Source organism: Actinomadura parmotrematis (genome assembly GCF_019458805.1).
Taxonomy (GTDB): Bacteria; Actinomycetota; Actinomycetes; order Streptosporangiales; family Streptosporangiaceae; genus Spirillospora; species Spirillospora parmotrematis.
Genome location: NZ_JAIBOA010000024.1, coordinates 65506 through 91120, shown reverse-complemented (window position 1 = coordinate 91120; position 25615 = coordinate 65506). Strand labels below are relative to the sequence as shown.

At 73.5% G+C, this 25615-nt stretch carries 24 protein-coding genes; 3 read left to right on the top strand and 21 right to left on the bottom strand.

Annotation, left to right across the window (positions count from 1 at the left end; translation table 11 throughout):
- Window positions 1–51: 51 nt before the first annotated feature.
- On the bottom strand, window positions 52–1287 hold the full coding sequence (locus K1Y72_RS29535; protein WP_220169779.1) for a DUF349 domain-containing protein: 1236 nt from the start codon (window positions 1285–1287) through the stop codon (window positions 52–54).
- A 73-nt stretch (window positions 1288–1360) separates the two neighbouring features.
- Window positions 1361–2134 carry a peptidylprolyl isomerase gene (locus K1Y72_RS29530; RefSeq protein WP_220169778.1) on the bottom strand — a complete coding sequence of 258 codons (774 nt, stop codon included), beginning with the start codon at window positions 2132–2134 and terminating at the stop codon, window positions 1361–1363.
- Between the two features lie 198 nt (window positions 2135–2332).
- Between K1Y72_RS29530 and K1Y72_RS29525 the strand changes: the two genes are divergently transcribed.
- The 3 genes from K1Y72_RS29525 to aspS are packed head-to-tail and all read left to right on the top strand — an operon-like array spanning window position 2333 to window position 6105.
- Window positions 2333–3028, top strand: a complete 696-nt coding sequence (locus K1Y72_RS29525; RefSeq protein ID WP_220169777.1) for an MBL fold metallo-hydrolase — start codon at window positions 2333–2335, stop codon at window positions 3026–3028.
- A gap of 9 nt (window positions 3029–3037) precedes the next feature.
- A complete protein-coding gene (gene hisS, locus K1Y72_RS29520) occupies window positions 3038–4306 on the top strand; it encodes a histidine--tRNA ligase (RefSeq protein ID WP_220169776.1) in 1269 nt (422 codons plus the stop codon).
- Window positions 4303–6105 (top strand): aspartate--tRNA ligase, encoded by a 1803-nt coding sequence (aspS, locus tag K1Y72_RS29515; RefSeq protein ID WP_220169775.1) that lies wholly within the window; start codon window positions 4303–4305, stop codon window positions 6103–6105. The genes hisS and aspS overlap by 4 nt, the downstream gene beginning before the upstream one ends.
- A gap of 61 nt (window positions 6106–6166) precedes the next feature.
- Here aspS and K1Y72_RS29510 read toward each other — a convergent pair whose 3' ends face one another.
- From K1Y72_RS29510 to pgsA, 19 genes are all read right to left on the bottom strand, one after another.
- Window positions 6167–8677, bottom strand: coding sequence for a RelA/SpoT family protein (locus K1Y72_RS29510; RefSeq protein WP_372453034.1), 2511 nt, complete (start codon window positions 8675–8677; stop codon window positions 6167–6169).
- Window positions 8678–8783: 106 nt separating this feature from the next.
- Window positions 8784–9308, bottom strand: a complete 525-nt coding sequence (locus K1Y72_RS29505; RefSeq protein WP_220169774.1) for an adenine phosphoribosyltransferase — start codon at window positions 9306–9308, stop codon at window positions 8784–8786.
- Between the two features lie 81 nt (window positions 9309–9389).
- A complete protein-coding gene (gene secF / locus K1Y72_RS29500) occupies window positions 9390–10562 on the bottom strand; it encodes a protein translocase subunit SecF (protein ID WP_220169773.1) in 1173 nt (390 codons plus the stop codon).
- Window positions 10562–12259 carry a protein translocase subunit SecD gene (secD, locus tag K1Y72_RS29495; RefSeq protein ID WP_220169772.1) on the bottom strand — a complete coding sequence of 566 codons (1698 nt, stop codon included), beginning with the start codon at window positions 12257–12259 and terminating at the stop codon, window positions 10562–10564. Before secD ends, secF begins: the two co-directional genes overlap by 1 nt.
- A gap of 128 nt (window positions 12260–12387) precedes the next feature.
- The gene (gene yajC, locus K1Y72_RS29490) at window positions 12388–12840 is read right to left on the bottom strand and encodes a preprotein translocase subunit YajC (protein ID WP_258574097.1); all 453 of its coding nucleotides are present in this window, start codon (window positions 12838–12840) and stop codon (window positions 12388–12390) included.
- A gap of 230 nt (window positions 12841–13070) precedes the next feature.
- Window positions 13071–14156, bottom strand: a complete 1086-nt coding sequence (ruvB, locus tag K1Y72_RS29485; protein WP_220169770.1) for a Holliday junction branch migration DNA helicase RuvB — start codon at window positions 14154–14156, stop codon at window positions 13071–13073.
- Window positions 14153–14755: a Holliday junction branch migration protein RuvA gene (gene ruvA, locus K1Y72_RS29480; protein ID WP_220169769.1), complete on the bottom strand. Its 603-nt coding sequence runs from the start codon at window positions 14753–14755 to the stop codon at window positions 14153–14155. Before ruvA ends, ruvB begins: the two co-directional genes overlap by 4 nt.
- Entirely contained in the window at window positions 14752–15321 is a 570-nt protein-coding gene (gene ruvC / locus K1Y72_RS29475) for a crossover junction endodeoxyribonuclease RuvC (protein ID WP_220169768.1), read from the bottom strand. Before ruvC ends, ruvA begins: the two co-directional genes overlap by 4 nt.
- A gap of 80 nt (window positions 15322–15401) precedes the next feature.
- On the bottom strand, window positions 15402–16553 hold the full coding sequence (locus tag K1Y72_RS29470; RefSeq protein WP_220169767.1) for a GNAT family N-acetyltransferase: 1152 nt from the start codon (window positions 16551–16553) through the stop codon (window positions 15402–15404).
- A 24-nt stretch (window positions 16554–16577) separates the two neighbouring features.
- A complete protein-coding gene (locus K1Y72_RS29465) occupies window positions 16578–17753 on the bottom strand; it encodes a GNAT family N-acetyltransferase (RefSeq protein ID WP_220169766.1) in 1176 nt (391 codons plus the stop codon).
- A 79-nt stretch (window positions 17754–17832) separates the two neighbouring features.
- Window positions 17833–18585: a YebC/PmpR family DNA-binding transcriptional regulator gene (locus K1Y72_RS29460; protein ID WP_220169765.1), complete on the bottom strand. Its 753-nt coding sequence runs from the start codon at window positions 18583–18585 to the stop codon at window positions 17833–17835.
- A gap of 3 nt (window positions 18586–18588) precedes the next feature.
- On the bottom strand, window positions 18589–19209 hold the full coding sequence (gene pdxT, locus K1Y72_RS29455; protein WP_308287277.1) for a pyridoxal 5'-phosphate synthase glutaminase subunit PdxT: 621 nt from the start codon (window positions 19207–19209) through the stop codon (window positions 18589–18591).
- A gap of 119 nt (window positions 19210–19328) precedes the next feature.
- A complete protein-coding gene (locus tag K1Y72_RS29450) occupies window positions 19329–19943 on the bottom strand; it encodes a DUF6928 family protein (RefSeq protein ID WP_220169763.1) in 615 nt (204 codons plus the stop codon).
- Window positions 19944–20108: 165 nt separating this feature from the next.
- On the bottom strand, window positions 20109–21026 hold the full coding sequence (pdxS, locus tag K1Y72_RS29445) for a pyridoxal 5'-phosphate synthase lyase subunit PdxS (protein ID WP_220169762.1): 918 nt from the start codon (window positions 21024–21026) through the stop codon (window positions 20109–20111).
- Between the two features lie 101 nt (window positions 21027–21127).
- Window positions 21128–22144 carry a DUF3048 domain-containing protein gene (locus K1Y72_RS29440; protein WP_220169761.1) on the bottom strand — a complete coding sequence of 339 codons (1017 nt, stop codon included), beginning with the start codon at window positions 22142–22144 and terminating at the stop codon, window positions 21128–21130.
- Between the two features lie 70 nt (window positions 22145–22214).
- Window positions 22215–22751 (bottom strand): hypothetical protein, encoded by a 537-nt coding sequence (locus K1Y72_RS29435; protein WP_220169760.1) that lies wholly within the window; start codon window positions 22749–22751, stop codon window positions 22215–22217.
- Between the two features lie 20 nt (window positions 22752–22771).
- On the bottom strand, window positions 22772–23908 hold the full coding sequence (locus K1Y72_RS29430) for a glycosyltransferase family 4 protein (RefSeq protein WP_220169759.1): 1137 nt from the start codon (window positions 23906–23908) through the stop codon (window positions 22772–22774).
- A complete protein-coding gene (locus K1Y72_RS29425) occupies window positions 23905–24852 on the bottom strand; it encodes a phosphatidylinositol mannoside acyltransferase (protein WP_220169758.1) in 948 nt (315 codons plus the stop codon). Before K1Y72_RS29425 ends, K1Y72_RS29430 begins: the two co-directional genes overlap by 4 nt.
- On the bottom strand, window positions 24849–25487 hold the full coding sequence (gene pgsA, locus K1Y72_RS29420; RefSeq protein WP_220169757.1) for a phosphatidylinositol phosphate synthase: 639 nt from the start codon (window positions 25485–25487) through the stop codon (window positions 24849–24851). Before pgsA ends, K1Y72_RS29425 begins: the two co-directional genes overlap by 4 nt.
- Between the last annotated feature and the right edge of the window lie 128 nt (window positions 25488–25615).

Here is a 25615-nt window from a genome sequence, read left to right as displayed (position 1 = left end):
CCCCGGCCCCCGCCCGCGGGGCCGGGGACCGGCGCGGCGGGCGGGACCGGCTCAGGAGAACTCCGCCAGGGTGCGCTCGGCCTCCTCCAGCCACGCGCGGCGGGCCGCCAGGGCCTCCTCGGCGTCCTTGACGTCCTTGTCGCGCCCGGCCGCGCGCGCCTTGTCCAGCCGCGCGGCGAGCTGCTCGATCGAGGACCGGAGCTGGTTCACCGTCGCCTCGGCGCGGGCCCGCGCCTCGGGGTTGGTGCGCCGCCACTCCTGCTCCTCGGCGCCGCGCACCGCCTCCTCGATCTTGCGGAGGCGGCCCTCCAGCCGGTCGCGCTGGTCGCGCGGGACCATGCCCGCCGCCTCCCAGCGCTCCTGGACGGTGCGGAGCGCCTGCCGGGCCTGGCGCACGTCGGTGACGGGCAGCAGCTTCTCGGCCTCGACGAGGATCTTCTCCTTCTCGGCGGCGTTGCCGGCGAACTCGGCGTCGCGCTCGGCGAACGCCGCGCCGCGGGCCGCGAAGAAGGTGTCCTGTGCGCCCTTGAACCGCGCCCACAGCTCGTCCTCGGCCTCGCGGGAGGCGCGCCCGGCGAGCTTCCAGCGGCGCATGAGGTCGCGGTAGGCGGCGGCGGTGTCGCCCCAGTCGGTCGACCCCGCCATCGCCTCGGCCTCGGCGACCAGGCGCTCCTTGTCGCGGCGGGCCTCCTCGCGCTGGTCGTCCAGCGTGGCGAAGTAGACCTTGCGGCGCTTGGTGAAGGCGTTGCGGGCGGCCGACAGCCGCTTCCACAGGGCCGTCTCGGTGGGGCGGTCGACGCGCTCGGCGGCCTTCCACTCCTCCACGAGCTGGCGGAGCCGCTCCCCGCCGTTCTTCCAGTGCGTCTCCTCGGCGGCGATCCGCTCGGCCTCGGCGACGATCCGCTCCTTGACCTCGCGCGCCTCGCTCCGGGCGTGCTCGCGGCGGGCCTTGACCTCCTCGCGGCGGCGGCCCACCTGCTCGGTGAGGGCGTCCAGGCGCCGGGCCAGCGCCGCCAGGTCGCCGACGGCGTGCGCGTCGTCGACCTGCTCGCGCAGCCGCTGCACGCTCTGCTGCGCCTGCTGGGGCTGCAGGTCGGTGGTCTTGATCCGCTGCTCCAGCAGGCCGATCTCGGTGACGAGCGTGTCGTACTTGCGCTTGAAGTAGGCCAGTGCCTCCTCCGGTGCGCCGGCCTGCCAGGAACCCACGACGCGCTCGCCGTCCGACGTCTTCACGTAGACGGTGCCGTCTTCGTCCACCCGGCCCCAGGGATCGGTCGCGCTGGACACCCTTGCCTCCTGAATCGCGGGTCCGGCCGCGGTCGAACCCGCCGGACCCTCCACACCTTAGTATCCCGTTCGCCTATTTCCCGGCGATCGTGACGTCCTGGATCGTGACCTTCTTCTTCGGCTCGCCCGTCCCGTCCTGGCCGGCCTTGGCGATGCCGGCCTTGGCGACGGCCTGGAGCGTGTCGAGGCCCGAGGTGATCTTTCCGAGCACCGTGTAGTCGGGCGACAGCTGGGAGTCCCCGTACACGAGGAAGAACTGGCTGCCGTTCGTGCCCGCCCCGGCGTTGGCCATGGCGAGCGTGCCCGCCTTGTAGGTGGCGCCGGCGGTGTTCTCGTTGCCGAACTGGTAGCCGGGGCCGCCGCTGCCGGTGCCGGTCGGGTCGCCGCACTGCAGCATCTTCAGGCCCTCGCTGGTGGACAGCCGGTGGCAGTGGCTGTTCTTCCAGAAGCCCTTGGCCGCCAGGAACGCGAAGGAGTTGGTGGCGCAGGGGGCCTTGTCGCCGTACAGCTGCAGGCCGATGTCGCCCTGGCTGGTCTTGACGGTCGCCGCCACGGGCGCGGTGTAGGCCGGCTTGGCGGGCGGCGTCCCGAGGCCCTTGGGCGCCCCGGCCTCCTGGGCGGGCTTGTAGGAGCAGGTCCCGGCGGCCGCCGTCTTGGCGTCGGCCTTCTTGTCGTCCCGGCCGGTGTACCAGACGGCCGCGCCGGTGCCGGCGGCGATGACCGCGACACCCGCGGCAACGCCTATGATCTTGATGCGGCGCGCCCTGGCCCGCTCGGCCGCCCGGCGCTGCTGCTGCCGTTCATAGCGCTGCCTCGCGAGCTGCTTCTCGCGGTCCTTCCCCGCCACGTGCTGTCCCTCCGCTGTGATCAGGTGAACGTGCAGCGCATAGTAGCGGTACCGGAGGAGCGGCGGGACCGCGCGGCGGAGCCGGGGGCGGCGGCGCCCGACGCGCCGACACGGCGATCCGGCCAACTCGTTCGCGGTGCCGCGGGCCGCGCCGGTACGCTCGGTCGCACCGCAGCTGGCCTCGAAGGAAGGACGACCGTGCTCGTCGCCGGGTTCCCCGCTGGATCGTTCGCCGCGAACTGCTACGTCGTGGCCCCCGCCGCCGGCGAGGAGTGCGTCATCGTCGATCCGGGCGAGAACGCCGAGGCCGGGATCGAGGAGATCCTCCGCGAGCACCGGCTGAAGCCGGTCGCGGTGCTGCTCACCCACGGCCACATCGACCACGTCTGGTCGGTGGCGCCCGTCTGCGGCGCCAAGGACGTGCCCGCCTTCATCCACCCGGACGACCGGGACCTGCTGACCGACCCCGCCAAGGGCCTGTCGCTGCAGGCGGGGCAGCAGCTGTTCGGCGGGATCACCCTGGCCGAGCCCGACGACGTCCGCGAGCTCGCCGACGGCGAGGCGATCGAGCTGGCCGGCCTCAGCTTCACCGTCGACCACGCGCCGGGCCATACGCCCGGGTCGGTGACCTTCCGCACCCCGCCGGCCGGCGACGTCCCCGATGTGATGTTCACCGGGGACCTGCTGTTCGCCGGGTCCATCGGGCGCACCGATCTGCCGGGCGGGTCCTACGAGGAGATCCTGCGCAGCCTGGCGCGGGTCTGCCTGGCGCTCCCCGACGAGACCGCCGTCCTGCCCGGCCACGGCCCGCAGACCAGCATCGGGCGCGAGCGCGCCACCAACCCGTTCCTGGCGGACCTCACGCCGGCGGACGGGCCGCACAAGGGATTCTGAGCGAAGATCATGAGTTCGACCTTCCAGGCCCCCAAGGGGGTCAAAGAGTATGTCCCGCCGCAGGCCGAGGTCTTCCAGGCCGTCCGCGCGGCGTTCGCCGAGCAGGCCCGGCTGGCCGGATACGGCTACCTGGAGCTGCCGGTCTTCGAGGACACCAACCTCTTCAAGCGCGGCGTCGGGGAGTCCACCGACGTCGTCAGCAAGGAGATGTACACCTTCGAGGACCGCGGCGGCCGGTCGCTGACGCTGCGGCCGGAGTTCACCGCCTCGGTGCTGCGCGCCGTGCTGGAGCACAACCTGCACCGCCAGGGCGGCCTGCCGGTCAAGGTGTGGACGACCGGGCCGGCGTTCCGCGCCGAGGCGCCCCAGGCCGGCCGCTACCGGCAGTTCTACCAGCTCGACCTGGAGGCGATCGGCAGCGAGGACCCGCAGGTCGACGCCGAGACGATCGCGATCGCGGCGGGCTGGTACCGCTCGCTCGGCCTCACGCGGGTGCGGCTGCTGCTGAACTCGCTCGGCTGCCGCGAGTGCCGCCCCGCCTACCGGGCCCTGCTGCAGGACTTCCTGCGCGGCCTGGACCTGGACGAGGCCACCCGCGCCCGCATCGAGATCAACCCGCTGCGGGTGCTGGACGACAAGCGCCCGCACGTCCGCGCGCAGCTCGCCGGGGCGCCGCTCATGGCCGACCACCTGTGCGCCGCGTGCAAGGCCCACCACGACACCGTCCGCTCCCTGCTCGCCGACCTCGGCATCGCCTGGGAGGACACCCCGACGCTGGTGCGCGGCCTGGACTACTACACCCGCACCACCTACGAGTTCGACCACCCGCTGCTCGGCGCCCAGTCGGGCATCGGCGGCGGCGGCCGCTACGACGGCCTGTCGGAGGACATCGGCGGCCCCGAGCTGCCCGGCATCGGCTTCGGGCTCGGCCTGGACCGCACGATCCTGGCGCTGGAGGCCGAGGGCGTCGCCTTCGACGCCGCGCCGCGCTGCGAGGTGTTCGGCGTCGCGCTCGGCGAGGAGGCCGGGCGGCGGGTGTTCGCGCTGGTCGCCGAGCTGCGCCGGGCCGGCGTCGCCGCCGACCTCGCCTTCGGCGGCAAGCGGCTGAAGGGCGCCATGAAGGACGCCGACCGCTCGGGCGCCCGCTTCGCCGTCATCCTCGGCGAGCGCGACCTGGCGGCGGGCGAGGCGCAGGTCAAGGAGCTGGCGACCGGCGAGCAGACCGCCGTCCCGCTCACCGCAATCGTTCCGACGCTGACCGAAAGGCTTTCACGATGATCCGCTCACACGAGGCGGGCACGCTCCGCCCGGAGCACGCCGGGCAGCAGGTGACGCTGGCCGGCTGGGTCGCGCGCCGCCGCGACCACGGAGGCGTCACCTTCATCGACCTGCGCGACGCCTCCGGCTCGGCGCAGGTGGTGTTCCGCGAGGACGAGGCCGCGCACGACCTGCGCTCGGAGTACTGCGTGCGGATCACCGGCGAGGTCCGGGTCCGGCCCGAGGGCAACGAGAACCCCGAGCTGCCGACCGGCGGCATCGAGGTCGCCGCCACCGAGATCGAGGTGCTGTCGGAGTCGGCGCCGCTGCCGTTCCCCATCGAGGGCGACGTCAACGTCAACGAGGAGGTCCGGCTCCGCTACCGCTACCTGGACCTGCGCCGCGAGTCCGTCGCGCGGGCCGTGCGGGTCCGCTCGCAGGGCGCGCAGATCGTCAACCGGGTGCTCGGCGAGCGCGGCTTCGTCAACGTCGAGACCCCGACGCTGACCGCCTCCACCCCCGAGGGCGCCCGCGACTTCCTCGTGCCCGCGCGGCTCCGCCCCGGTCACTGGTACGCGCTGCCGCAGTCGCCGCAGCTGTTCAAGCAGCTCCTCATGGTCGGCGGCCTGGAGCGCTACTACCAGATCGCCCGCTGCTACCGCGACGAGGACTTCCGCGCCGACCGGCAGCCGGAGTTCACCCAGATCGACGTCGAGATGTCGTTCGTCGAGCAGGACGACGTCCTCGCCGTCGGCGAGGCCCTCGTCCGCGCGCTGTGGGGCGAGCTGCTCGGCCACGAGATCGGCGAGATCCCGCACATCACCTACGCCGACGCCCTCGCCCGCTACGGCTCCGACAAGCCGGACCTGCGGTTCGGGCAGGAGCTGACCGACCTCACCGCCTACTTCTCCGGCACCTCCTTCCGGGTGTTCCAGGCGCCCTACGTCGGCGCGGTCGTCATGCCCGGCGGCGCGTCCCAGACCCGCAAGGAGCTCGACGCCTGGCAGGACTGGGCGAAGGCGCGCGGCGCCCGCGGCCTCGCCTACGTCCTCGTCGGCGAGGACGGCGCGCTCGGCGGCCCGGTCGCCAAGAACCTGTCGGACGAGGAGAAGGCGGGCCTCGCCGCCGCGACCGGCGCCGGCCCCGGCGACGCCGTCTTCTTCGGCGCGGGCCGCCCGCACGCCACCCGCGAGCTGCTCGGCGCGGCCCGGCTGGAGATCGGCCGCCGCTGCGACCTCATCGACCGGGACGCCTGGGCGTTCTGCTGGGTCGTGGACGCCCCGGTGTTCGAGCCCGTCGAGGACGACAAGGGCGAGCGGATCGGCTGGACCGCGGTGCACCACCCCTTCACCGCGCCGAAGCCCGAGCACGCGGCCGACTTCCAGGACGACCCGGGCGCGGCGCTCGCCAACGCCTACGACATCGTCTGCAACGGCAACGAGATCGGCGGCGGCTCGATCCGCATCCACCGCGCCGAGATGCAGCAGCGGGTGTTCGACGTGCTCGGCCTGTCCAAGCAGCAGGCCGAGTCGCAGTTCGGGTTCCTGCTGGAGGCGTTCAAGTTCGGCCCGCCGCCGCACGGCGGCATCGCCTTCGGCTGGGACCGCGTCGTCATGCTGCTCACCGGCTCGGACTCGATCCGCGACGTCATCGCCTTCCCGAAGGCGGCGTCCGGCTACGACCCGCTGACGTCGGCGCCGACGCCGATCACCGCGCAGCAGCGCAAGGAGGCGGGCGTCGACGTGATCCCCGAGGACGAGGACGCCGCCGCCGAGAACGCCGACACCACCGCCGGCGGCCTCGCGGTCGACAACTCCTGACGTCCCGCACGGAAAAGGGCCGGTCCGCTTCGGCGGGCCGGCCCTTTCCCGTGCGCGCGGGCTAGCGGTTGGTGCCGCTGGTGACGCGGTAGACGTCGTAGACGCCGTCGATCGACCGGACGGCCTTCAGCACGTGCCCGAGGTGCTTGGGGTCGCCCATCTCGAAGGTGAAGCGGCTGACGGCGACGCGGTCGCGGGTGGTGGTGACCGACGCCGACAGGATGTTGACGTGCTGGTCGGACAGGACGCGGGTGACGTCCGACAGCAGCCGCGGCCGGTCGAGCGCCTCGACCTGGATCGCGACGAGGAACACCGAGTCCTCGCCGGGCGACCACTTGACGTCGATGAGCCGGTCGGGCTGGGCCTTCAGGCTCGCCACGTTGGCGCAGTCGTTGCGGTGCACCGACACGCCGTGGCCGCGGGTGACGAACCCGACGATGTCGTCGCCGGGCACCGGCGTGCAGCACCGCGACAGCCGCACCCACACGTCGGGGTCGCCGGCGACGACGACGCCCGGGTCGGCGGACGGCCGGTTGCGCTTGCGCGGCGTCGGCAGCGCGATCTCGGCGAGGTCCTCCTCGGCGCTCTCCACGCCGCCGAGGGCGTCCACCAGGCGCTGCACGACGGTCTGCGCCGACACCTGGTTCTCGCCGACGGCCGCGTACAGCGACGACACGTCCGAGTAGCGCATGTCGCGGGCGAGGGCGAGCAGCGCCTCCCCCGACATCATCCGCTGCAACGGCATGTTCTGCTTGCGCATCGCGCGGGCGATCGCGTCCTTGCCGGACTCGATCGCGGTGTCGCGGCGCTCCTTGGAGAACCAGTGCTTGATCTTGTTGCGGGCGCGGGCCGACTTGACGAAGTTCAGCCAGTCGCGCGACGGCCCCGCGTCGGGCGACTTGGAGGTGAACACCTCGACGCTGTCGCCGTTGTCGAGGGTGGACTCCAGCGGGACGAGGCGGCCGTTGACGCGCGCCCCGATGCACCGGTGCCCGACCTCGGTGTGGATGGCGTAGGCGAAGTCGACCGGGGTGGCGCCCTGCGGGAGCGCCATCACGTCGCCCTTCGGCGTGAAGACGAACACCTCCGACACCGACAGGTCGAAGCGGAGCGACTCCAGGAACTCGGCCGGGTCGGCGGTCTCCTTCTGCCAGTCCAGGAGCTGGCGGAGCCACTGCATGTCGGCCGCCTTGCGGCCGCCGACCGTCTCCTCCTTGTACTTCCAGTGCGCGGCGACGCCGTACTCGGCGCGGCGGTGCATGCCCCAGGTGCGGATCTGCAGCTCCACCGGCTTGCCCTCGGGGCCGATCACCGTGGTGTGCAGCGACTGGTACATGTTGAACTTCGGCATCGCGATGTAGTCCTTGAACCGGCCGGGCACCGGGTTCCACCGCGCGTGGATCGTGCCGAGGGCCGCGTAGCAGTCGCGGACGCTGTCCACCAGGACCCGGATGCCGACCAGGTCGTAGATGTCGTCGAACCCGACGTCGCGGGCGATCATCTTCTGGTAGATGGAGTAGTAGTGCTTGGGGCGGCCGGTGACGGTCGCCTTGATCTTGGACTCCCGCAGGTCGGCCGAGACGTTCTCGATGACCTCCTGGAGGAAGATGTCGCGGCGCGGGGCGCGCTCGGACACCAGCCGGGCGATCTCGTCGAACCGCTTGGGGTACAGGGTGGCGAAGGACAGGTCCTCCAGCTCCCACTTCAGCGTGTTCATGCCGAGGCGGTGCGCGAGCGGGGCGAAGACCTCCAGCGTCTCGCGGGCCTTCTTCTCCTGCTTGTGCCGCGGCATGTACCGCAGCGTGCGCATGTTGTGCAGCCGGTCGGCCAGCTTGATCACCAGGACGCGGATGTCGCGGGCCATGGCGACGACCATCTTGCGGACGGTCTCGGCCTCGGCGGCGTCGCCGTACTTGACCTTGTCGAGCTTGGTGACGCCGTCGACCAGCGCGGCGATCTCGTCGCCGAAGTCGCCGCGCAGCTCGGCCAGGGTGTACGGGGTGTCCTCGACGGTGTCGTGCAGCAGCGCCGCGCAGATCGTCTCGGTGTTCATGCCGAGCTCGGCGAGGATGGTGGCGACGGCGAGCGGGTGCGTGATGTACGGGTCGCCGCTCTTGCGCTTCTGGTCGCGGTGGTAGTGCGCCGCGACGTCGTAGGCGCGCTCGATCAGCCGCAGGTCGGCCTTCGGATGGGTGTTGCGGATCGTCTTGTTGAGTGGTTCCAGAACCGGGTTCATCGTGGGCCCGCGCTGTGCTCCGAGCCGGGCGAGCCTGCGGCGCACCCGGGCGGCGGACGGTGGGATGGCGGCCGCGGACGGCCGGGACGGGTCGGCGGCCTCGGCCGGCTCGCCGGCGGCGTCGTCGGCGGTCGCGCCGGCGGGCACGTCACCGGTGCCGGCGGCGCCGTCACCGCCGGTGTCGTCGGCGGGACCGGAGGCGGCCGGGTCGGCGGGCGCGGCGGGCGTCCCGGTGCCGGGCGCTCCCCCGGACCCGGGCACGGCGACGTCGCCGGGCGCGGCGCCGGGCGCCGCGTCCTGGATCACCGCTTCGGTCGATACCGCCTCACCTGGCACCCAGCCTCCTCAGCGCTCGTGGGCGCGTGCCACGGTCCGTCCCGCGGGAAGCGCCCGTCCCCACCGGACCGCTGATGCCGCCAGTGTATCCGGCGCCGTTTTCGTACTAGACCGTAACCAGCGAATGGACGTCCAGATTCCCCAGCTTGGCGCGGCCGTGCAGGAACGACAGCTCGATCAGGACCGAGATCCCGGCCACCTGCCCGCCGCCCCGGCGCACCAGCTCGGCGGCCGCCGCCGCGGTCCCCCCGGTCGCCAGCACGTCGTCGACGATCAGGACCCGCTCGCCGGGCGCGAACGCGTCGGTGTGCATCTGGATCGTCTCGGTCCCGTACTCGAGATCATAGTTCTCCTCGATGGTGGCGGCGGGCAGCTTCCCCTTTTTCCGCACCGGGACGAAGCCCGCGCCGAAGTGGTAGGCCACCGGCGCGGCCAGGATGAACCCGCGTGCCTCGATCCCCACGATCTTGTCGACGGTGCCGCGGCCGTGGTGGTTGACGATGGTGTCGACGACGCCGGCGAACGCGACGTGGTCGGCGAGCAGCGGGGTGATGTCCTTGAACACCACGCCGGGCTTGGGGTAGTCCGGGATGTCGCGGATCCGGTCCTGGATCAGCCGGTCGAGGTCCACGCCTGCGTCGCTCCTTGCTCATGGCGACGGCCGCGCCCCGCGATCAGGCGGGGACGCGGCCGTCGAACGGTCGGTCCGAGACTACTTGGTGTTCCGGCGCTGGTTGCGGGTGCCCCGCTTGGGCTGGTTGCGCGGCCCCTGCTGGACGACCTTGCGGACCGTCACGCCGGACGGCAGGCCGTCCTCCGCGCCCGCGGCCGGGCCGCCCGCCGGCGCGTCGTCCACCGGCTCCTCGCCCGCGGCGGTGGCGCCGAGCGCGGCGCCGACCTTGGCCGACCTGGCCTGCCGCTTGGCGCTCGCCTCGCGGCGGGCGATGTTGGCGCGCAGCTCGCGGAACCGCGGCTCGCGCTCCTTCAGCTGCACCAGCAGCGGCGTGGCGACGCAGATCGAGGAGTAGGTGCCGACGATCATGCCGACGAACAGCGACAGCGACAGGTCCTTGAGCGTGCCCGCGCCGAACAGCGTGGTGCCGATGAACAGGATCGCGCCGACCGGCAGGATCGCCACCAGCGAGGTGTTCAGCGACCGCACCAGGGTGCTGCTGAGCGCCTGGTTGGCGGCCTCGCTGTAGGTGATCCGGGAGGCCGGGGTGAGCGGCCTGGTCACCTCCTTGATCATGTCGAACACCACGACCGCGTCGTAGAGCGAGTAGCCGAGGATCGTCAGGAAGCCGAGCAGCGTCGCCGGCGTCACCTCGAACCCCGTCCAGGCGTACACGCCCGCCGTGATGACCAGGTCGTGCACCAGCGCGACGAGCGCCGCCACCGCCATCCGCCACTCGAAGGCGATGGACAGGTAGGCGATGATGATGATCATGAAGACGGCGAGCGCCTGCCAGGCCTTGCTCTGGATCTCACCGCCCCAGGACGGGCCGACCACCTGGGTGCTGACCTTGTCGGTGGACACGTCCAGCTTCTCGCTGATCGACTGCTTGACCTTGGTGACCTCGGCCGACGGCAGGCTCTCGGTGGTGACCCGCCAGCCGTCGCCGGCCTTCTGCACGATGGCCTGGTGCGGGCCGGCGCTCGTCACCGCGCCGCGCACCTCCTCGATGGAGTGGTGCGGGGCGCCGAAGGTGAAGACCGCGCCGCCCTTGAACTCCACGCCGAGGGTGAGGCCCTTGATCAGCAGTCCGGCGATGGACAGGATCAGCAGCACGCCGGAGATGGTGTACCAGATCTTGGGGCGGCCGACGATGTCGGCGCTGATCTCGCCCCGGAAGATGCGCCCGACGGCGGTGCGCAGGCCCAGCATCACGCCTCCTGACGGGTCGGTCGGCCGGCGGAGGGGGGCGCCGCCGGTTCCTTGTGGAGCTTGCGCGGGTCGAGGCCCGACATCGGGTGCCCCTTGCCGTAGAAGGAGGTCCGCGCGAGCAGCGCGACCAGCGGCTTGGTGAAGAAGAACACCACCACGATGTCGATCAGGGTGGTGAGGCCCATCGCGAACGCGAAGCCCTTGACGCCGCCGACGGCGAGGAAGAACAGCACCGCCGAGGCGATGAAGGTGACCGCGTCGGCGACCAGGATGGTGCGCCGCGCCCGCTTCCAGGCGACCTCGACCGAGGGCCGCAGCTTGCGGCCCGCCCTGATCTCGTCCCGCAGCCGCTCGAAGTAGACGATGAACGAGTCCGCGGTGATGCCGATCGACACGATGAGGCCGATGATGTGCGGCAGCGAGAGCCGGAAGCCCATGTTCTCGCCGAGCACGACCACCGACACGTAGGTGACGCCGCCCGCCACCAGCAGCGAGGACACCGCGACGAGGCCGAGGCCCCGGTAGTACAGCAGGCAGTACAGCACCACCAGCACGAGGCCGATGCCGCCGGCGATGATGCCGCCGCGCAGCTGGTCGGTGCCGAGGGTGGAGGACACCTCGTCGATGGAGCTCTGCCTGAACTCCAGCGGCAGCGCGCCGAACTTCAGCACGTTGGCCAGGTCGGTGGCGTAGGTCTGGGTGAAGCTGTCGACCGAGCCGTCGATGCTGGCGATGCCGCCGGTGATCGCGCCCTGCTGGATGCTCGGCGCCGACACGACCCGGCCGTCCAGCACGATCGCGACCTGGCCCTGCGCGGACGTCGGGTCGGCCTGGTACGCCTGGTAGGCCTTGGCGGTGACGTCGCCGAACGCCTTGGCGCCGCGGCCGTTGAACGACAGGTTCACCGACCAGCTCGCCGAGCCGCCGTTCTGCAGGTCCGGCGGCATCGCCGAGGCGCTCTTGACGTCCTCGCCGAGGACCGACACCGGGCCGAGGATGTACTTGGCGGTGGCGCCCTTCTCGACCTTCTGGTCGCAGGCGGCGACCCACTTCTTGTTCGGGTCGTTGGCGCCGGGGGCCAGGTTGTTGGCGGTGTAGCAGTTCAGCTCGGCGAACTGCTTGACCACCGCGGGGTCGGTGACGCCCGGCACCGTCTCGTCGCCGGCCGCCGGGGCGCTGGCCGACGGGCTCGGGCTCGCCGACGGCTTGGCCGACGCGCTCGCGCTCGGCGTCGGCGCGGTGAGCGCCCTGTCGGCGGCCCTGCCGCGCGGCGTGGCGGTCCCGGCGGGCTTGGCGGACGCCTTGGGCGACGCCTTGGCCGAGGACGACGCCTTGGGCGACGGGGAGGCGCTGCCGCTCGCCGACGGGCTCGGCGAGGCCGTGGCGCCGGCGGGCTTGCCGTCGGCGACGGCGTAGACCTGCCGGAACTGCAGCTTGGCCGTCGTGCCGATCATGTTGACGACGCGCTCCTGCCCCTCACCGGGCACGTTCACGACGATGTTGTTGCTGCCCTGCTTGGAGACCTCGGCGTCGGCCACGCCCAGACCGTTGACCCGCTGGGTCATGATCTTCACGGCCTGGTCCATCTGGGCTTGCGGCGGGTTCTTGCCGCTCTCGGTCTTGGCGGTGAGCGTCACCGTCGTCCCGCCGGCGAGGTCCAGACCCAGCTTGGGGGTCGCGCTGCCCTGCAAGAACATCACACCGATGAGAGCGGCCATGACCACGAAGAACGCGAGGAGCGTCCGTCCTGGCCGGGGCACATTGCTACGAGGCGGAGCCACTGGTCGTCATACTTCCCGTCTTGGAGTGTCGGTGCCGGCCGGCGTCAGGCCGAGGGCTTGTCGGCGCCCTTCGCGCTGGTGACGGGCTCGACCGGCTCGACCGGCTCGCCCGTGGCGGTCGCACCGGCGGCCGCGTCCCGGCCGGTCTCCTTGGTCAGCTCGACGCGGTCGCCGGCCTCGTCCGCCGGCTCCACCGCGTCGTCGTCCACCGCGTCGTCGTCCTCGGTGAGGTCGTCCTCGGCGTCCGCGTCGTCCTTGACGACCTGCATGATCGCCTGCTTGAGGAAGCGGGCGTTGACGCCCGGGGCGATCTCCAGCACGACGCCGTCGTCGTCGGTCTCCACGACGGTGGCGTGCATGCCCGCGGTCGTGATGACCTTGGCGCCCGGCTCGATGGCGCTCTGCATCGCCACCTGCTCCCGGCGCCGCTTGTTCTGGGGGCGGATCAGCAGGAAATAGAAGACCAAGACCATCGCGAGCAGGACCAAGATAGTCATGGATCCACTCCCTCCCGAATTCTGCGCCGCAAGATTCATGTCGCTGCCCGTGAAAGGGCATCCTTCCGATGTGGGTTTGCCCAGCCCATCGCCTGAGCGGCCGAGTCCGCGGCGGGCGGACGGCTGGTGGCGGTGACCAAGTCCCGGAGTCTAGAGATTACGCCAGACCCCGGCAACGACGTGACGAGCGAGCGCCCGCGAAGGTTCCCAACCCGTTACCCGATGATCACCTAGTCGGTGCCGGTGCCCGGCTCGTCCAGGTCGAACAGGGCGCCGGCGAGGGGCGCCGTCGGGGGCGCGGTGAGGCCGAGGTGCGCCCAGGCGGCGGGGGTGGCGATCCGGCCGCGCGGGGTGCGGGCCAGCAGCCCCTGGCGGACCAGGAACGGCTCGGCGACGACCTCGACGGTCTCCGGCTCCTCGCCCACCGAGACCGCGAGCGTGGACAGGCCGACCGGGCCGCCGCCGAACTTGCGCAGCAGCGAGCCGAGGACGGCGCGGTCCAGGCGGTCCAGGCCGCGCTCGTCGACCTCGTAGAGCTTCAGGGCGGCCCGCGCGGAGTCGCGGGTGACCTCGCCGCCGGTGCGGACCTCGGCGAAGTCGCGGACGCGGCGGAGCAGCCGGTTGGCGATGCGGGGCGTGCCCCGGGAGCGGCCGGCGACCTCGGCGGCGGCGTCGTCGTCGATCCGCACGTCCAGCAGCCGCGCCGACCGCTGGACGATCACCTCCAGCTCCGCCGGGCCGTAGAAGTCCATGTGGGCGACGAACCCGAAGCGGTCGCGCAGCGGGCCGGGCAGCATGCCGGCCCGGGTGGTGGCCCCGACCAGGGTGAAGGGGGCGATGTCCAGCGGGATGGCGGTGGCGCCGGGGCCCTTGCCGACGACGACGTCGACGCGGAAGTCCTCCATCGCCATGTAGAGCATCTCCTCGGCGGGGCGGGCCATCCGGTGGATCTCGTCCAGGAACAGCACCTCGCCCTCGGAGAGGGTGGACAGGATCGCGGCGAGGTCGCCGGCCCGCTCGATCGCGGGGCCGGAGGAGATGCGCAGCGGGCGGCCCAGCTCGGCCGCGATGATCATGGCGAGGGTGGTCTTGCCGAGGCCGGGGCCGCCCGACAGCAGGACGTGGTCGGGGGTGCGGCCGCGGCGCAGGGCGCTGTGCAGGACGAGCGAGAGCTGCTCGCGGACGCGGTCCTGGCCGATGAAGTCGTCGAGCTGCTTCGGCCGCAGCGCGGCCTCGATGACCTCCTCCTCCGGGCTCGCGGCGTCCCCCGAGACGAGGCGCTCCTCGGCGCCGCGGCCGTCGTCGTGCCCGCTCATCGGGACAGCTTCTTCAGCGCGGCCTTCAGCAGCACCGGCACCGGCGGCACGTCGGCGCCGTCCAGGTCGGCGGCGACGGCGTCCACGGCGGCCTCGGCGTCGCGGACGTTCCAGCCGAGGTTGATCAGGCCCGCCGACACCTGGTCGCGCCAGGCGGCGGCGCGGGCCGGGGCGCGGGTCTCGGGGGCGCCGCCGGAGGGGGCGCCGAGCCGGTCCTTCAGCTCCAGGACGATGCGCTGGGCGCCCTTCTTGCCGATGCCGGGCACCTTGACCAGGGCGTTCAGGTCCTCGGCGGCGACGGCGTGGCGGAGCGCCTCGGGGCTGTGCACGGCGAGCATCGCGAGGGCGAGGCGGGGGCCGACGCCGCTGGCGGTCTGGAGCAGCTCGAACACCTGGCGCTCGTCGTCGTCGGCGAACCCGAACAGCGTCATGGAGTCCTCGCGGACGACGAGCGAGGTCGGCACCCTGGCGTCGGCGCCGACGCGCAGCCCGGCGAGAGTGGCCGGGGTGCACTGCACCGCGTAGCCGACGCCGTGCACGTCGATCACGGCCCCGTCCGGCCCGGCCGCGGCGACCTGGCCGCTGACGAAGGCGATCACTGCCCGAGTCCTCCCGTCCGCGGCGCGCCGAGGCGCGCCCGTGCCTGTGCGTGCGACCGTGCCTGCGCCTGGGCCCTGGCGAGCCGCGTCTGCGCGCCGCCCCGCCACACGTGGCAGATGGCGAGGGCGAGCGCGTCGGCGGCGTCGGCGGGCTTCGGCGCCGTCTCCAGCCGCAGCAGGCGGGTCACCATCATGGTCACCTGCGCCTTGTCGGCGCGCCCGTTGCCGGTCACCGCCGCCTTGGCCTCGCTCGGGGTGTGCAGCGCCACCGGCAGGCCGCGCCGGGCCGCCGCCAGCATCGCGATGCCGGCGGCCTGCGCGGTGCCCATGACGGTGCGCACGTTGTGCTGGGCGAAGACCCGCTCGACGGCGACGGCGTCGGGCCGCAGCTCGTCCATGAGGGCCTCGATGCCGCGCTCCACGCCGAGCAGCCGCTGCTCGATCGGCTCGTCCGGGCCGGTCCGCACCACCGAGACGTGGACGAGGCCGAGGGGCCGCCCGGGGGCGCCCTCGACGACGCCGACGCCGCAGCGGGTGAGGCCCGGGTCGATGCCCATCACCAGCACGGACCGCTCCTTCGATCATCTGTTCGGTCAGCCGCCACGCTATCGGAAGGCGGGCTCCGGCGTCGCGCGCGACCGGCCGGTCAGAAATGCTCCAGGGAGATCGCCTGGCCCGCGAAGGCGGCGCCGAGCGCGCCGAGCGGGCCCCCGCGCAGCAGCCCGGCCCGGCGCAGCGTGCCCTCGGGCACGCCCGCGTACAGGGCGGCGAGGCCGTTCGGGCCGACCTCGGCGGCCCCCGGGCGCTCCGGGGAGCGCTCCAGGCGGCCCTCCCCGCCCGCCACGGACAGCGTCCAGGAGCCGGTGTTGGCGGGCAGGTGCGGGTCCTCGACGCGGAGCGGGACCTCGGCGGTCACGCCGTTGGGGTAGCCGCGGGCGGCGACGGCGGCCGGGGCGTCCACCAGCCGCAGCATCCACGGGTCGCGTTGCACCGTCACCGGGTGCCGCTCGCGCAGCGCCCAGAGCAGCGGGTCGTGGGCGCCGAGGCGGGCGCGGACGGTGCGCGCGGTGGACGAGCCGGACCCGACCAGCGCCCAGAGCGCCCGCAGGGTGGCCTCCGAGCCGGCGAGCAGGCGGACGACCTCCAGCCGCTCCTCGCCCGCCCAGCGGTAGGTGAGCAGCCCGTCGGGGGCCAGGTAGTGGTACTCCCCCGGCACGTCCAGGTAGAACCGCAGGCCGTCGGCCTTGCGGTCCACGGCGCCGAGCAGCCTGTTGTCGCGGTAGACGGCGCGCAGGACCGCGAGGGCCTCCTCGACGTCCTCGGGGCCGATCGGACGGACGTCCACGGCCGCGCCGCCGCCGAGCCCGCGCAGGGCCTCGGCCGGGAACTCGGCCCAGTCGTCGGAGCCGGCGTGCTCCCAGCCGAGGGCGCGGTAGAGCGGCGTGGTGGCCGGGAACAGCGCGGAGACGGCGTGCCCGAGGTCGACGCACTGTTCCAGGACCGCGGCCATCAGCCGCTTGCCGAGGCCGCGGCCGCGCGCCTCGGGCGCGACCGCGACGGCGGCGACGCCGCCCATCGACACCGGGCGGCCGCCCCACCACTGGTCCATGTCCCACAGGGCCGAGGTGGCGACCGCGCGGCCGTTCTCGCGCCCGGCGAGGTCGCGGCCGGCGGCCAGCCGGTACCGGGCGTGGCGGGTCTTGCGGGCCCACCGCTCGTCGCTGATCGGCTCGAAGGACCGGGTGAGCAGGTCGCGGACGTCGTCGTAGGTCTCGGAGGTGAGGGGGCTCAGTTCCATGGGGTCCGACCGTTCCAGGGCCGCCTAGAAGAAGTCCAGCGAATAAGCGTCGGCGGCGAAGACGGCGCCGAGCGGGGCGGCGGCCGCGGCCTCGGCGGCGTCCAGGATCCCGGCCCTGACCAGCGTGGTGACCGGGACGCCCGCGTACAGGGCGGCCAGGGCGTTCGGGGTGAGGCGGACGGCGGACGCGCCCGGCCCGGCCTCCTCGACCCGCCCCTCGCCGTCCTTGACCGTGAGCCGCCAGGTCCCGGTGTTGGCGGGCAGCTGCGGGTCCTGCACGGCCAGGGTGACGGCGGTCTCCAGGCAGGCCGGGTAGCCCCGCCCGGACAGGGCCGCCGGGACGTCCACGACGCGCAGCATCCAGCGCTCCTGGCGCAGGGTGTCGCCGGTGCGCTCGCGCAGCGCCCACAGGACGGGGTCGTGGGCGCCGACGACGGCCTTGACAGTCGAGGCGGTGGAGGAGCCGGAGCCGACGACGGCCCAGAGGGCCCGCAGGGTCTCCTGCGAGCCCGCGACGGCCCGGTGGACCTGCAACGTCCCGTCGCCCTCGGGCCCGTAGCCGTCCGCCCAGCCGTAGGACAGGAAACCGTCGCCCGCCAGGTAGTGGAAGCGGCCCTCCTGGCCGAGCGCGATCCGCCAGGCGTCCGCGCCGAGGTCGAGCGGCCCCGCGTCGCCGGCCTCCTCGTGCACGCGGGCGATGGTCGCGGCGACCTCGGCGGCGTCGTCCGGGCCGGCCCGCCGGACCGGGACCGGCGCGGCCGCCAGCGTCCGCAGCGCCTCGGCCCGCAGCGTGACCTGGGCCTGCGCGCCGGCGTGCTCCCAGCCGAGGCTCCGGTAGAGCGGGGTGGTCGCCGGGTACAGCATCGCCAGGGCGTGGCCCAGCCCGGCGCAGCGGTGCAGCGCGTCGGTGACGACGGCCCGCCCGACGCCGCGGCCGCGCTCCTCGGGCGCCACGGTGATGTTGGTGACGCCGCCGAGGGACACCGCGCGCCCGTGCCACCACTGGCGCATGCCGTACACGCGCGAGGTGCCGACGAGGCGGCCGCCGTCGAACGCCCCGAACTGGCGCCCGGCCGCCACCGCGTCCGACAGCCTGGCCCGTACCGCCCCCTCGTGGGGGGCGGGCGGGTGCCCGAAGGCGCGGGCGGCGGCGTCGAGGGCGGCGGGAGAGTCGTCGGGGGTCAGCGGCCGGATGTCCATGATCTGCACGTTAGTGCAGATCGGAACAGGTCCGCCCCGCCCCCCGCGGCGGGGGGCGGGGCGGGACCGGAGCCGACGATCAAGCGTCGATGCTCGCCATGACCTCGTCGCTGACGTCGAAGTTGGCGTAGACCTCCTGGACGTCGTCGGAGTCCTCCAGCGCGTCCAGCAGGCGGAACACCTTGCGGGCGTTGTCCTCGTCGAGCTCGACGGTCGAGGTCGGCAGGAACTTGCTCTCGGCCGACTCGTAGTCGATGCCGGCGTCCTGCAGCGCCTTGCGGACGCCGAGCAGGTCGCCCGCCTCGGACACGACCTCGAACTCCTCGCCGATGTCGTTGACCTCCTCGGCGCCGGCGTCCAGGACCGCCATCATGACGTCGTCCTCGCTGGTGCCGGCCTTCGGGACCACGACGACGCCCTTGCGGTTGAACATGTAGGACACCGAGCCCGGGTCGGCGAGCGTGCCGCCGTTGCGGGTGAGCGCGACGCGCACCTCCGAGGCGGCCCGGTTGCGGTTGTCGGTGAGGCACTCGATGAGCACCGCGACGCCGCCGGGGGCGTAGCCCTCGTAGGTGATGTTCTGCCAGTCGGCGCCGCCCGCCTCCTCACCGGCGCCGCGCTTGCGCGCGCGCTCGATGTTGTCGTTCGGCACCGAGCTCTTCTTCGCCTTGTAGATGGCGTCGTAGAGCGTCGGGTTGGCGTCGGGGTCGCCGCCGCCGGTGCGGGCCGCGACCTCGATGTTCTTGATCAGCTTGGCGAACAGCTTGCCGCGCTTGGCGTCCAGCGCGGCCTTCTTGTGCTTGGTCGTCGCCCATTTGGAATGGCCGGACATGCGTTAATCCTCCTGATCCGTCGCCCGGCGCACCAGATCGGCGAAGTAGTGGTGCACGCGGAAGTCGCCCGTCAGCTCGGGGTGGAACGCGGTCGCCAGCAGGCGGCCTTGACGGACGGCGACGATCCTATCGGCGTCCGGCCCGCTCTCGGCACGACCGAGCACCTGGACCCCCGCGCCGACGCTCTCCACCCAGGGTGCGCGGATGAACACGGCGTCGAACGGCGTGTCCCCCATGCCCGCCAGCCGGACGGTGGACTCGAAGGAGTCCACCTGGCGGCCGAAGGCGTTGCGGCGCACCGTCATGTCGATGCCGCCGACGGTCTCCTGGCCGGCGATGCCGTCCTCGATCCGGTCCGCCAGCATGATCATGCCGGCGCACGAGCCGTACACCGGCAGGCCGCCCTCGACGCGCTTGCGCAGGGGATCCAGCAGGTCGAAGGCGCGCGCGAGCTTGCCCATCGTGGTGGACTCGCCGCCGGGGATGACCAGGCCGTCCGCCCGCTCCAGCTCCTCGGGCCGCCGCACCGTGAGCGTGCGGGCGCCCGCCGACTCCAGCGCGCGCAGGTGCTCGCGCACGTCGCCTTGCAGGGCGAGGACTCCGATGGTGGGCACAGCGATCACGTGGGACCTTCCGGATGGCTCGGCGCGGGACGCGCCCGGGGGCGGGGCACCGCCCCGGGTACAGGGTTCAACGCCCGCGGAACGGGGTGTTCTTCCCGGCCGCCCCCGGACCGGGGCGGTCAGGACATCGTGAAGCGCCGGAGCGGGAGCTCCAGCGCCAGGAAGCCGTCGTCGCCGCGCTCGGCGATGCCGCGCCCGAACATGTGGGCCTCGGCGAGCGCGAGCCCGAAGTCCTCGGCGGCGAAGGGCAGCGGGACGTCGCCGCCGCCCTCGTCGATGGTCTTCCAGAAGGGCGCCTCGGCGGGCAGCCGGTCGCCCTGGTCGATCACGACGCCGTCCGCGGCGGTGACCAGCACCTCCCGGCGCGGCTCGCCCGCCTCGTACCAGCGGAACCAGCAGCCGGGCTGCACGCCGTGCAGGACGAGCACGCCGCAGCGGGCGCCGGGCAGCGCGGCCGCGGTGGTGTCGGCGACGCGGCGGGCGTCGTCGTCCAGGCCGGCGAGACGCCGGTCGCAGACCAGCAGCGCGCCGCCGAAGGCGCCGACGAACAGCTCGTCGGCGTAGGGCCAGAGCGCGAAGTCCAGGACGGTGTCGCCGATCTCGGTGACGGTGCGGCCGGGGGTCAGCCGCCGGGCGAGGGCCCCGGCGGCGCCGGGGTCGGGGGCCAGGCCGGGGCGGAAGACCGCGCCGGGCTCACCGGAACTCGCGCAGGCGAGCGCGACCGACCACGCCATCTCGTCCCCTCCCCCGGCCGGACGCTGCGCGGGAGCCCGCCCCCCGATCGGCCGCGCCGCCAGCGTAAACCGAAAACGGCGCGGTGTGCAGGGGCGGTGGAAAGTGACCGGCCGGCCACCGGGCCGGGCCGTCCGCGCCCGGCCGGGGCGCGGACGGCGGGCGGTTCACCAGCCGCGGTGCGCGAACTTCTGGTCCTCGCCGAGGGAGGCGACGTTGATGCCGACCATGGCCTCGCCGAGCCCGCGCGACACCTTGGCGATGACGTCGGGGTCGTCGTGGAAGGTGGTGGCCTTCACGATCGCCTCGGCGCGCTGGGCCGGGTTGCCGGACTTGAAGATGCCCGAGCCGACGAACACGCCCTCGGCGCCGAGCTGCATCATCATCGCGGCGTCGGCGGGGGTGGCGATGCCGCCGGCGGTGAACATCACCACCGGCAGCCTGCCGGCGCGGGCGACCTCGACGACCAGGTCGTAGGGGGCCTGGAGCTCCTTGGCCGCCACGTAGAGCTCGTCCTCGCGCAGGGCCGCCAGGGCCCGGATCTCGCCGAGGATCTTGCGCATGTGGGTGGTGGCGTTGGAGACGTCGCCGGTGCCCGCCTCGCCCTTGGAGCGGATCATCGCCGCGCCCTCGGTGATGCGGCGGAGCGCCTCGCCGAGGTTGGTGGCGCCGCACACGAACGGCACGGTGAAGGCGTGCTTGTCGATGTGGTGGGCGTAGTCGGCCGGGGTCAGCACCTCGGACTCGTCGATGTAGTCGACGCCGAGCGACTGCAGCACCTGGGCCTCGACGAAGTGGCCGATGCGGGCCTTGGCCATGACCGGGATGGACACCGCCGCGATGATCCCGTCGATCATGTCGGGGTCGCTCATCCGGGAGATGCCGCCCTCGGCGCGGATGTCGGCGGGCACCCGCTCGAGCGCCATGACGGCGACGGCACCGGCGTCCTCGGCGATCTTCGCCTGCTCCGGGGTGACCACGTCCATGATCACGCCGCCCTTGAGCTGCTCCGCCATGCCGCGCTTGACGCGCGGGGTGCCCGTCGCGGGCGCGGTGTTCTCAGAAGCCGGGCTGGTTGTGGACACGGGCAATCCTCACATGAACCGATGACACGTCTTCTGCCATGGTATTGCCTGCTAGGCCCGCTCCTCGACCCGGCACAGTGTCAGCACCGGGCCCCGCCCCCTTACGGGATGTAGGGCTTGCCGTCGTTGAGGAGCACGATCCAGACCTGGCCGGTGGCGAAGGTCATGGGCGCGCCGGCGGTGGTGGTGAAGGTGGTGCCCTTGTCCTCGCTCGGCCGCGACCACTTGGCGCTGTAGGACTTCCCGTCCCGCAGGACGGTCGCGCGGCCGGTCCCGGTGGTCTTGATCAGCGGCGTGTAGCTGCCGAGGAAGTCGTGGAACTTCGACCGGGTGGTCTTGGCGTACTGCAGGACGACGGTCCTGCCGCCGAGCCGCCCGCCCTCGCGGGCCATGTCGGGGCGGCCGCCCCAGGAGGCCAGCCAGCGTTTCTCCTTGGCCGACCAGGTGAAGGCCATGTTCGCGGCGGGCCACTTGGCCGAGGCGGTCTTGACGGGCGTGCCGCCCTCGGGGGCGGGCCCGAACCGGAAGCCGACGTCGCGCGGCCCCTGCGCCTTGGGGGCCTGCTTGAGCAGGTCGTGCGGGTCGGCGTACAGGTTGTAGGGCGGCGCCGCGTTGTTGCCGCGGTAGTAGGCCGATCCCCCGTTGTCCTGGGAGATGTCCTCGACAGGGGCCTTGCGGACGTACTTCTTCATCTTGCTCTGCACGCCGGAGAAGGCGAAGGCGGGGCGGCCGAACTGCGGCAGCAGGTGCAGGTCGGAGATGCGGGCGCTGCGGACGGGCCCGACCTTCTTCGGCAGGTGCGAGGAGAAGACGGCCATGAGGCGGGTCTCGCCGCCCTCGACCTGCTCGACGTAGACGATGTCGGCCGACTTCACGCCGCTCTGCGGCATCGCCGGCCGGGTGTTCTCGATCTTCACGGCGAGCACCGGGTTGCGCAGGCCCGCCGTCCCGCCGGTGAAGGGGTGGGTGGCGGCGGCCGTCGCGGTCGGCGCGGGGCTCGCCGGCGTCCCCGCGGTGGTCGGGGCCACCTTGGCGGGCTTGTCGCCGTCCGAGCAGGAGGTCAGCGCGGTGACGGCGAGGACGGCGGCGCCCCCGGCGGCGGCGCGGCGGCACCGCACGGCCCGATTCCAGACAAAGACCACCGTCTACCCTCTCTTCCGGCGAACAGCCCGAGGGTAGCGAACGGCGTCAAAGCCGGGGCGGGTCGTCGTCGATCTCGAAGAAACCGGGCAGCGGGGCGCGGCCGGCCAGCGGCAGCGCCCTGATCAGCCACTTGCGGCGGGCGTCGCGGGCCGAGGCGACGGCGTCGTTGTAGAAGTTGCGGGCGTAGACGACCTTGGACGCGGCGGCGCCCACCTCGTCCAGCACCGCCGCGCCGTCGGCGCGCCCGTCCAGCGCGGCGGCGAAGCCGGGCTGGTCGACGACGGCGCGGAGCGCCCGCGACAGGTCGCTCTCGGCGAACTCGCGGCCCTCGCTGTCGGCGGTGCGGGCCTCGTGCGCGGCGGTCGCGAGGACCAGGCTCGTCGCCGGGTCCAGCAGCCGCGACGCGGCGAGCTCCAGCGCGACCGCGGCGCGCCGCACGAGCGCGGCGTCCAGCGCGGCGCGCGCCGTCTCCACCCGCACGTGCAGCCGGTCCAGGCGGGTGGCCCGCCAGGACACGTACACCGCGACCAGGAAGACGACCGCGACCCAGAACAGCAGGTCGATGATCCAGTCGTAGGACACGCTCACCCCTCCGGCGGCGCTCAGCCGCCGCGTCCGGTCGCGACGACGGCGACGCCGTCCAGCGCGACGGTCTCGTAGACGCGCTCGACCTCGCGGGCGACCGACGACCAGTCGTAGGCGCGCACCGCCGACCGGGCCTCGGCCGACAGCTGCTTGCGGCGCGCCGGGTCGTCCAGCAGCTCCCCCGCGGCGGCCGCCAGCGCGGCGGCGTCGCCGACGGGGAACAGGGCGCCCGCGCGGCCGCCGCGAAGCACCCGGTCGAACGCCTCGATGTCGCTGGCGATGATCGGCGCGCCCGCCGACATGGCCTCGGCGAGCACGATGCCGAAGCTCTCCCCGCCGAGGTTCGGCGCGACGAACACGTCCACCGAGTGGTAGGCGCGGACCTTGTCCTCCTCGCTCACCAGGCCGAGCGGCACGACCCGGTCGCGCAGCTCCGGCGAGACCCGGGCGAGCGCGTCGGCGGCGTCGCCGGGGCCGGCGAGCAGCAGCCGGAGGCCCGGCCGCTCGCGGCCGAGCGTCTCGAAGGCGCGCAGCAGCACCGGCAGGCCCTTGCGCTGCTCGTCCATGCGGCCGAGGAAGCCGAGCGCGCCGCCCTCGCCGGGCCAGCCGGGCAGCGGCTCGGCGGCGGTGTAGCGGGCGGTGGCGACGCCGTTCGGGATGAGCACCGCGTCGCCGCCGAGGTGCTCGACCAGGGTGGTGCGGGCCGCCTCCGACACCGCGATCCGGCCGGTGATCTTCTCCAGCGCGCTCTGCAGGATCGGCGCGGTCACCGACACCACCCGCGACTTGGCGTAGGAGGCGTGGAAGGTCCCGACGATCGGCCCGTCGGCGGTCCAGCAGGCCAGCAGGCCGAGCGAGGGCGCGGCGGGCTCGTGCACGTGCAGCACGTCGAAGTCGTTGTCGTTGATCCAGCGGCGCACCCGGGCGGCCGACAGGAACCCGAACGCCAGCCGCGCCACCGACCCGTTGTAGGGCACCGGGACGGCGCGGCCCGCCGACACGGCGTAGGGCGGCAGCTCGGCGTCGTCGTCGGCCGGGGTGATCACCGAGACGGAGTGGCCGAAGCCGGTGAGCGCCTCGGCGAGGTCGCGGATGTGCTGCTGCACGCCACCGGGCACGTTCCACGTGTAGGGGCAGACGATCCCGACCCTCACCGGCCGCCCGTCCTGTCCCGCGCGGCCGGGGGGAAGTCCTCCACCCAGACCTTCTGCAGCATGTGCCAGTCCTCGGGGTGGGCGGCGATGCCCTCGGCGAAGGCGTCGGCGAGCCGCTGGGTCATCGCCTGGATCCGCTCCTGCCGGGTGCCCTCGGCGGGGACGGCGATCTCCTCGTGCACGCGCGCGCCCCAGCCGCCGTCCTCGAACCACAGGGTGACCGGGTGCAGCGCGGCGCCGGTCTGGATCGCCAGGGCCGCCGACACCGCCGGCATCCGCGCGGTGCGCCCGAAGAACTCCACGTCGATGCCGCTGTCGGTGAGGTCGCGGTCGACCACCAGGCAGACGGGCCGGCCGGCGCGGAGCCGCTGGGCGAGCTTGCCGAACGCCGACGCGCCCTTGTGCGCCAGCACCTCCATGCCGAGGCCCTCGCGGAAGGCCACGAACCGGTCGAACAGCGACGCGGGCTTCAGCCGCTCGGCGACGGTGGTGAAGGGGTACCCGCTGTAGACGAGCCAGGCGCCGGCCTGCTCGTAGTTGCCCATGTGCGGCAGTGCGAGGATCACGCCGCGGCCCGCGTCCAGGGTGGCGAACATCGGCTTCTCGCCGGTGACGTGCATGCCGCCGAGGATGCGGTCGCGGCCGAACTCCGGCAGCCGGAACACCTCCAGCCAGTACCGGAAGTACGAGCGCAGCACGCGCTTGCTGAGGACGCGGACCTCGTCGTCCACCCGGTCCTTGCCGAGGACGCGGCACAGGTTGCGCTCCAGCTGCTTGACGCCGCCGCCGTGCTGCTGCCAGGTGCGGTCGGCGAGGCAGTTGAAGACCAGCCGGGCGGCGCTCTCGGGCATCTTGCGCACCACGGTCCAGCCGAGCGCGTACGCGGTGTCCATCACCTCGTCGCGGGCGGCGGCGAGCGCCTCGCGGCCGGGCCCAGGACTCATGCGCGCGGCCCGGCCGCGGCCGGTGCCGCACCGGCCTGCTCCGCGCGGGCCTGCTTGTACACGACGGCGAAGCGCTGCCCGACGGTCACGGTGCTGAGGGCGGCGAGCGCCCAGAGCGCGAGCGTCAGGACGTAGGGGACGCCGAGCCCGTCGAGGCCCGCCGCGACGAGCGCGACGATGAGCCGCTCGGCGCGCTCGGCGATGCCGACGTTGCAGGTGTAGCCGAGCCCCTCGGCGCGGGCCTTGGCGTAGGACACCACGACGCCCGAGACCAGGCAGTACAGGGCGACGGCGGCCAGGCCGCGCTGCCCGTCGCGGTCCAGGCCGATCATCAGGCCGGCGAAGATGGCGGCGTCGGCGACCCGGTCCATGGTCGAGTCCAGGAACGCGCCGAACTTGGAGGTCTTGCCGGTGACGCGCGCGACCGCGCCGTCCAGCATGTCGAACAGCACGAACGCGGTGATGACCATCGTGCCCCAGAAGAACGAGTGGCGGGGGAACCACCCGAGCGCGCCGACCAGCACGCCCGCGGTGCCGATGACGGTGATGGTGTTCGGCGAGACCCCGGTCCGCGCGACCGCCTGTCCGATGGGGGTCAGGACGCGACCGATCGCGGGCCGCAGTTTGTTGAGCATCGCCGTCCGTTCGTTCAGGGCTCGTGGTCGTGGGCCGTGGCGGTCCGCCCGCTCCCGGGGGGCCGCGGGCGCGCCCATCGTAGTGCCGATGTCGGCACAGGTGGTGACGCCGGGCCCGCCCCGCCGGC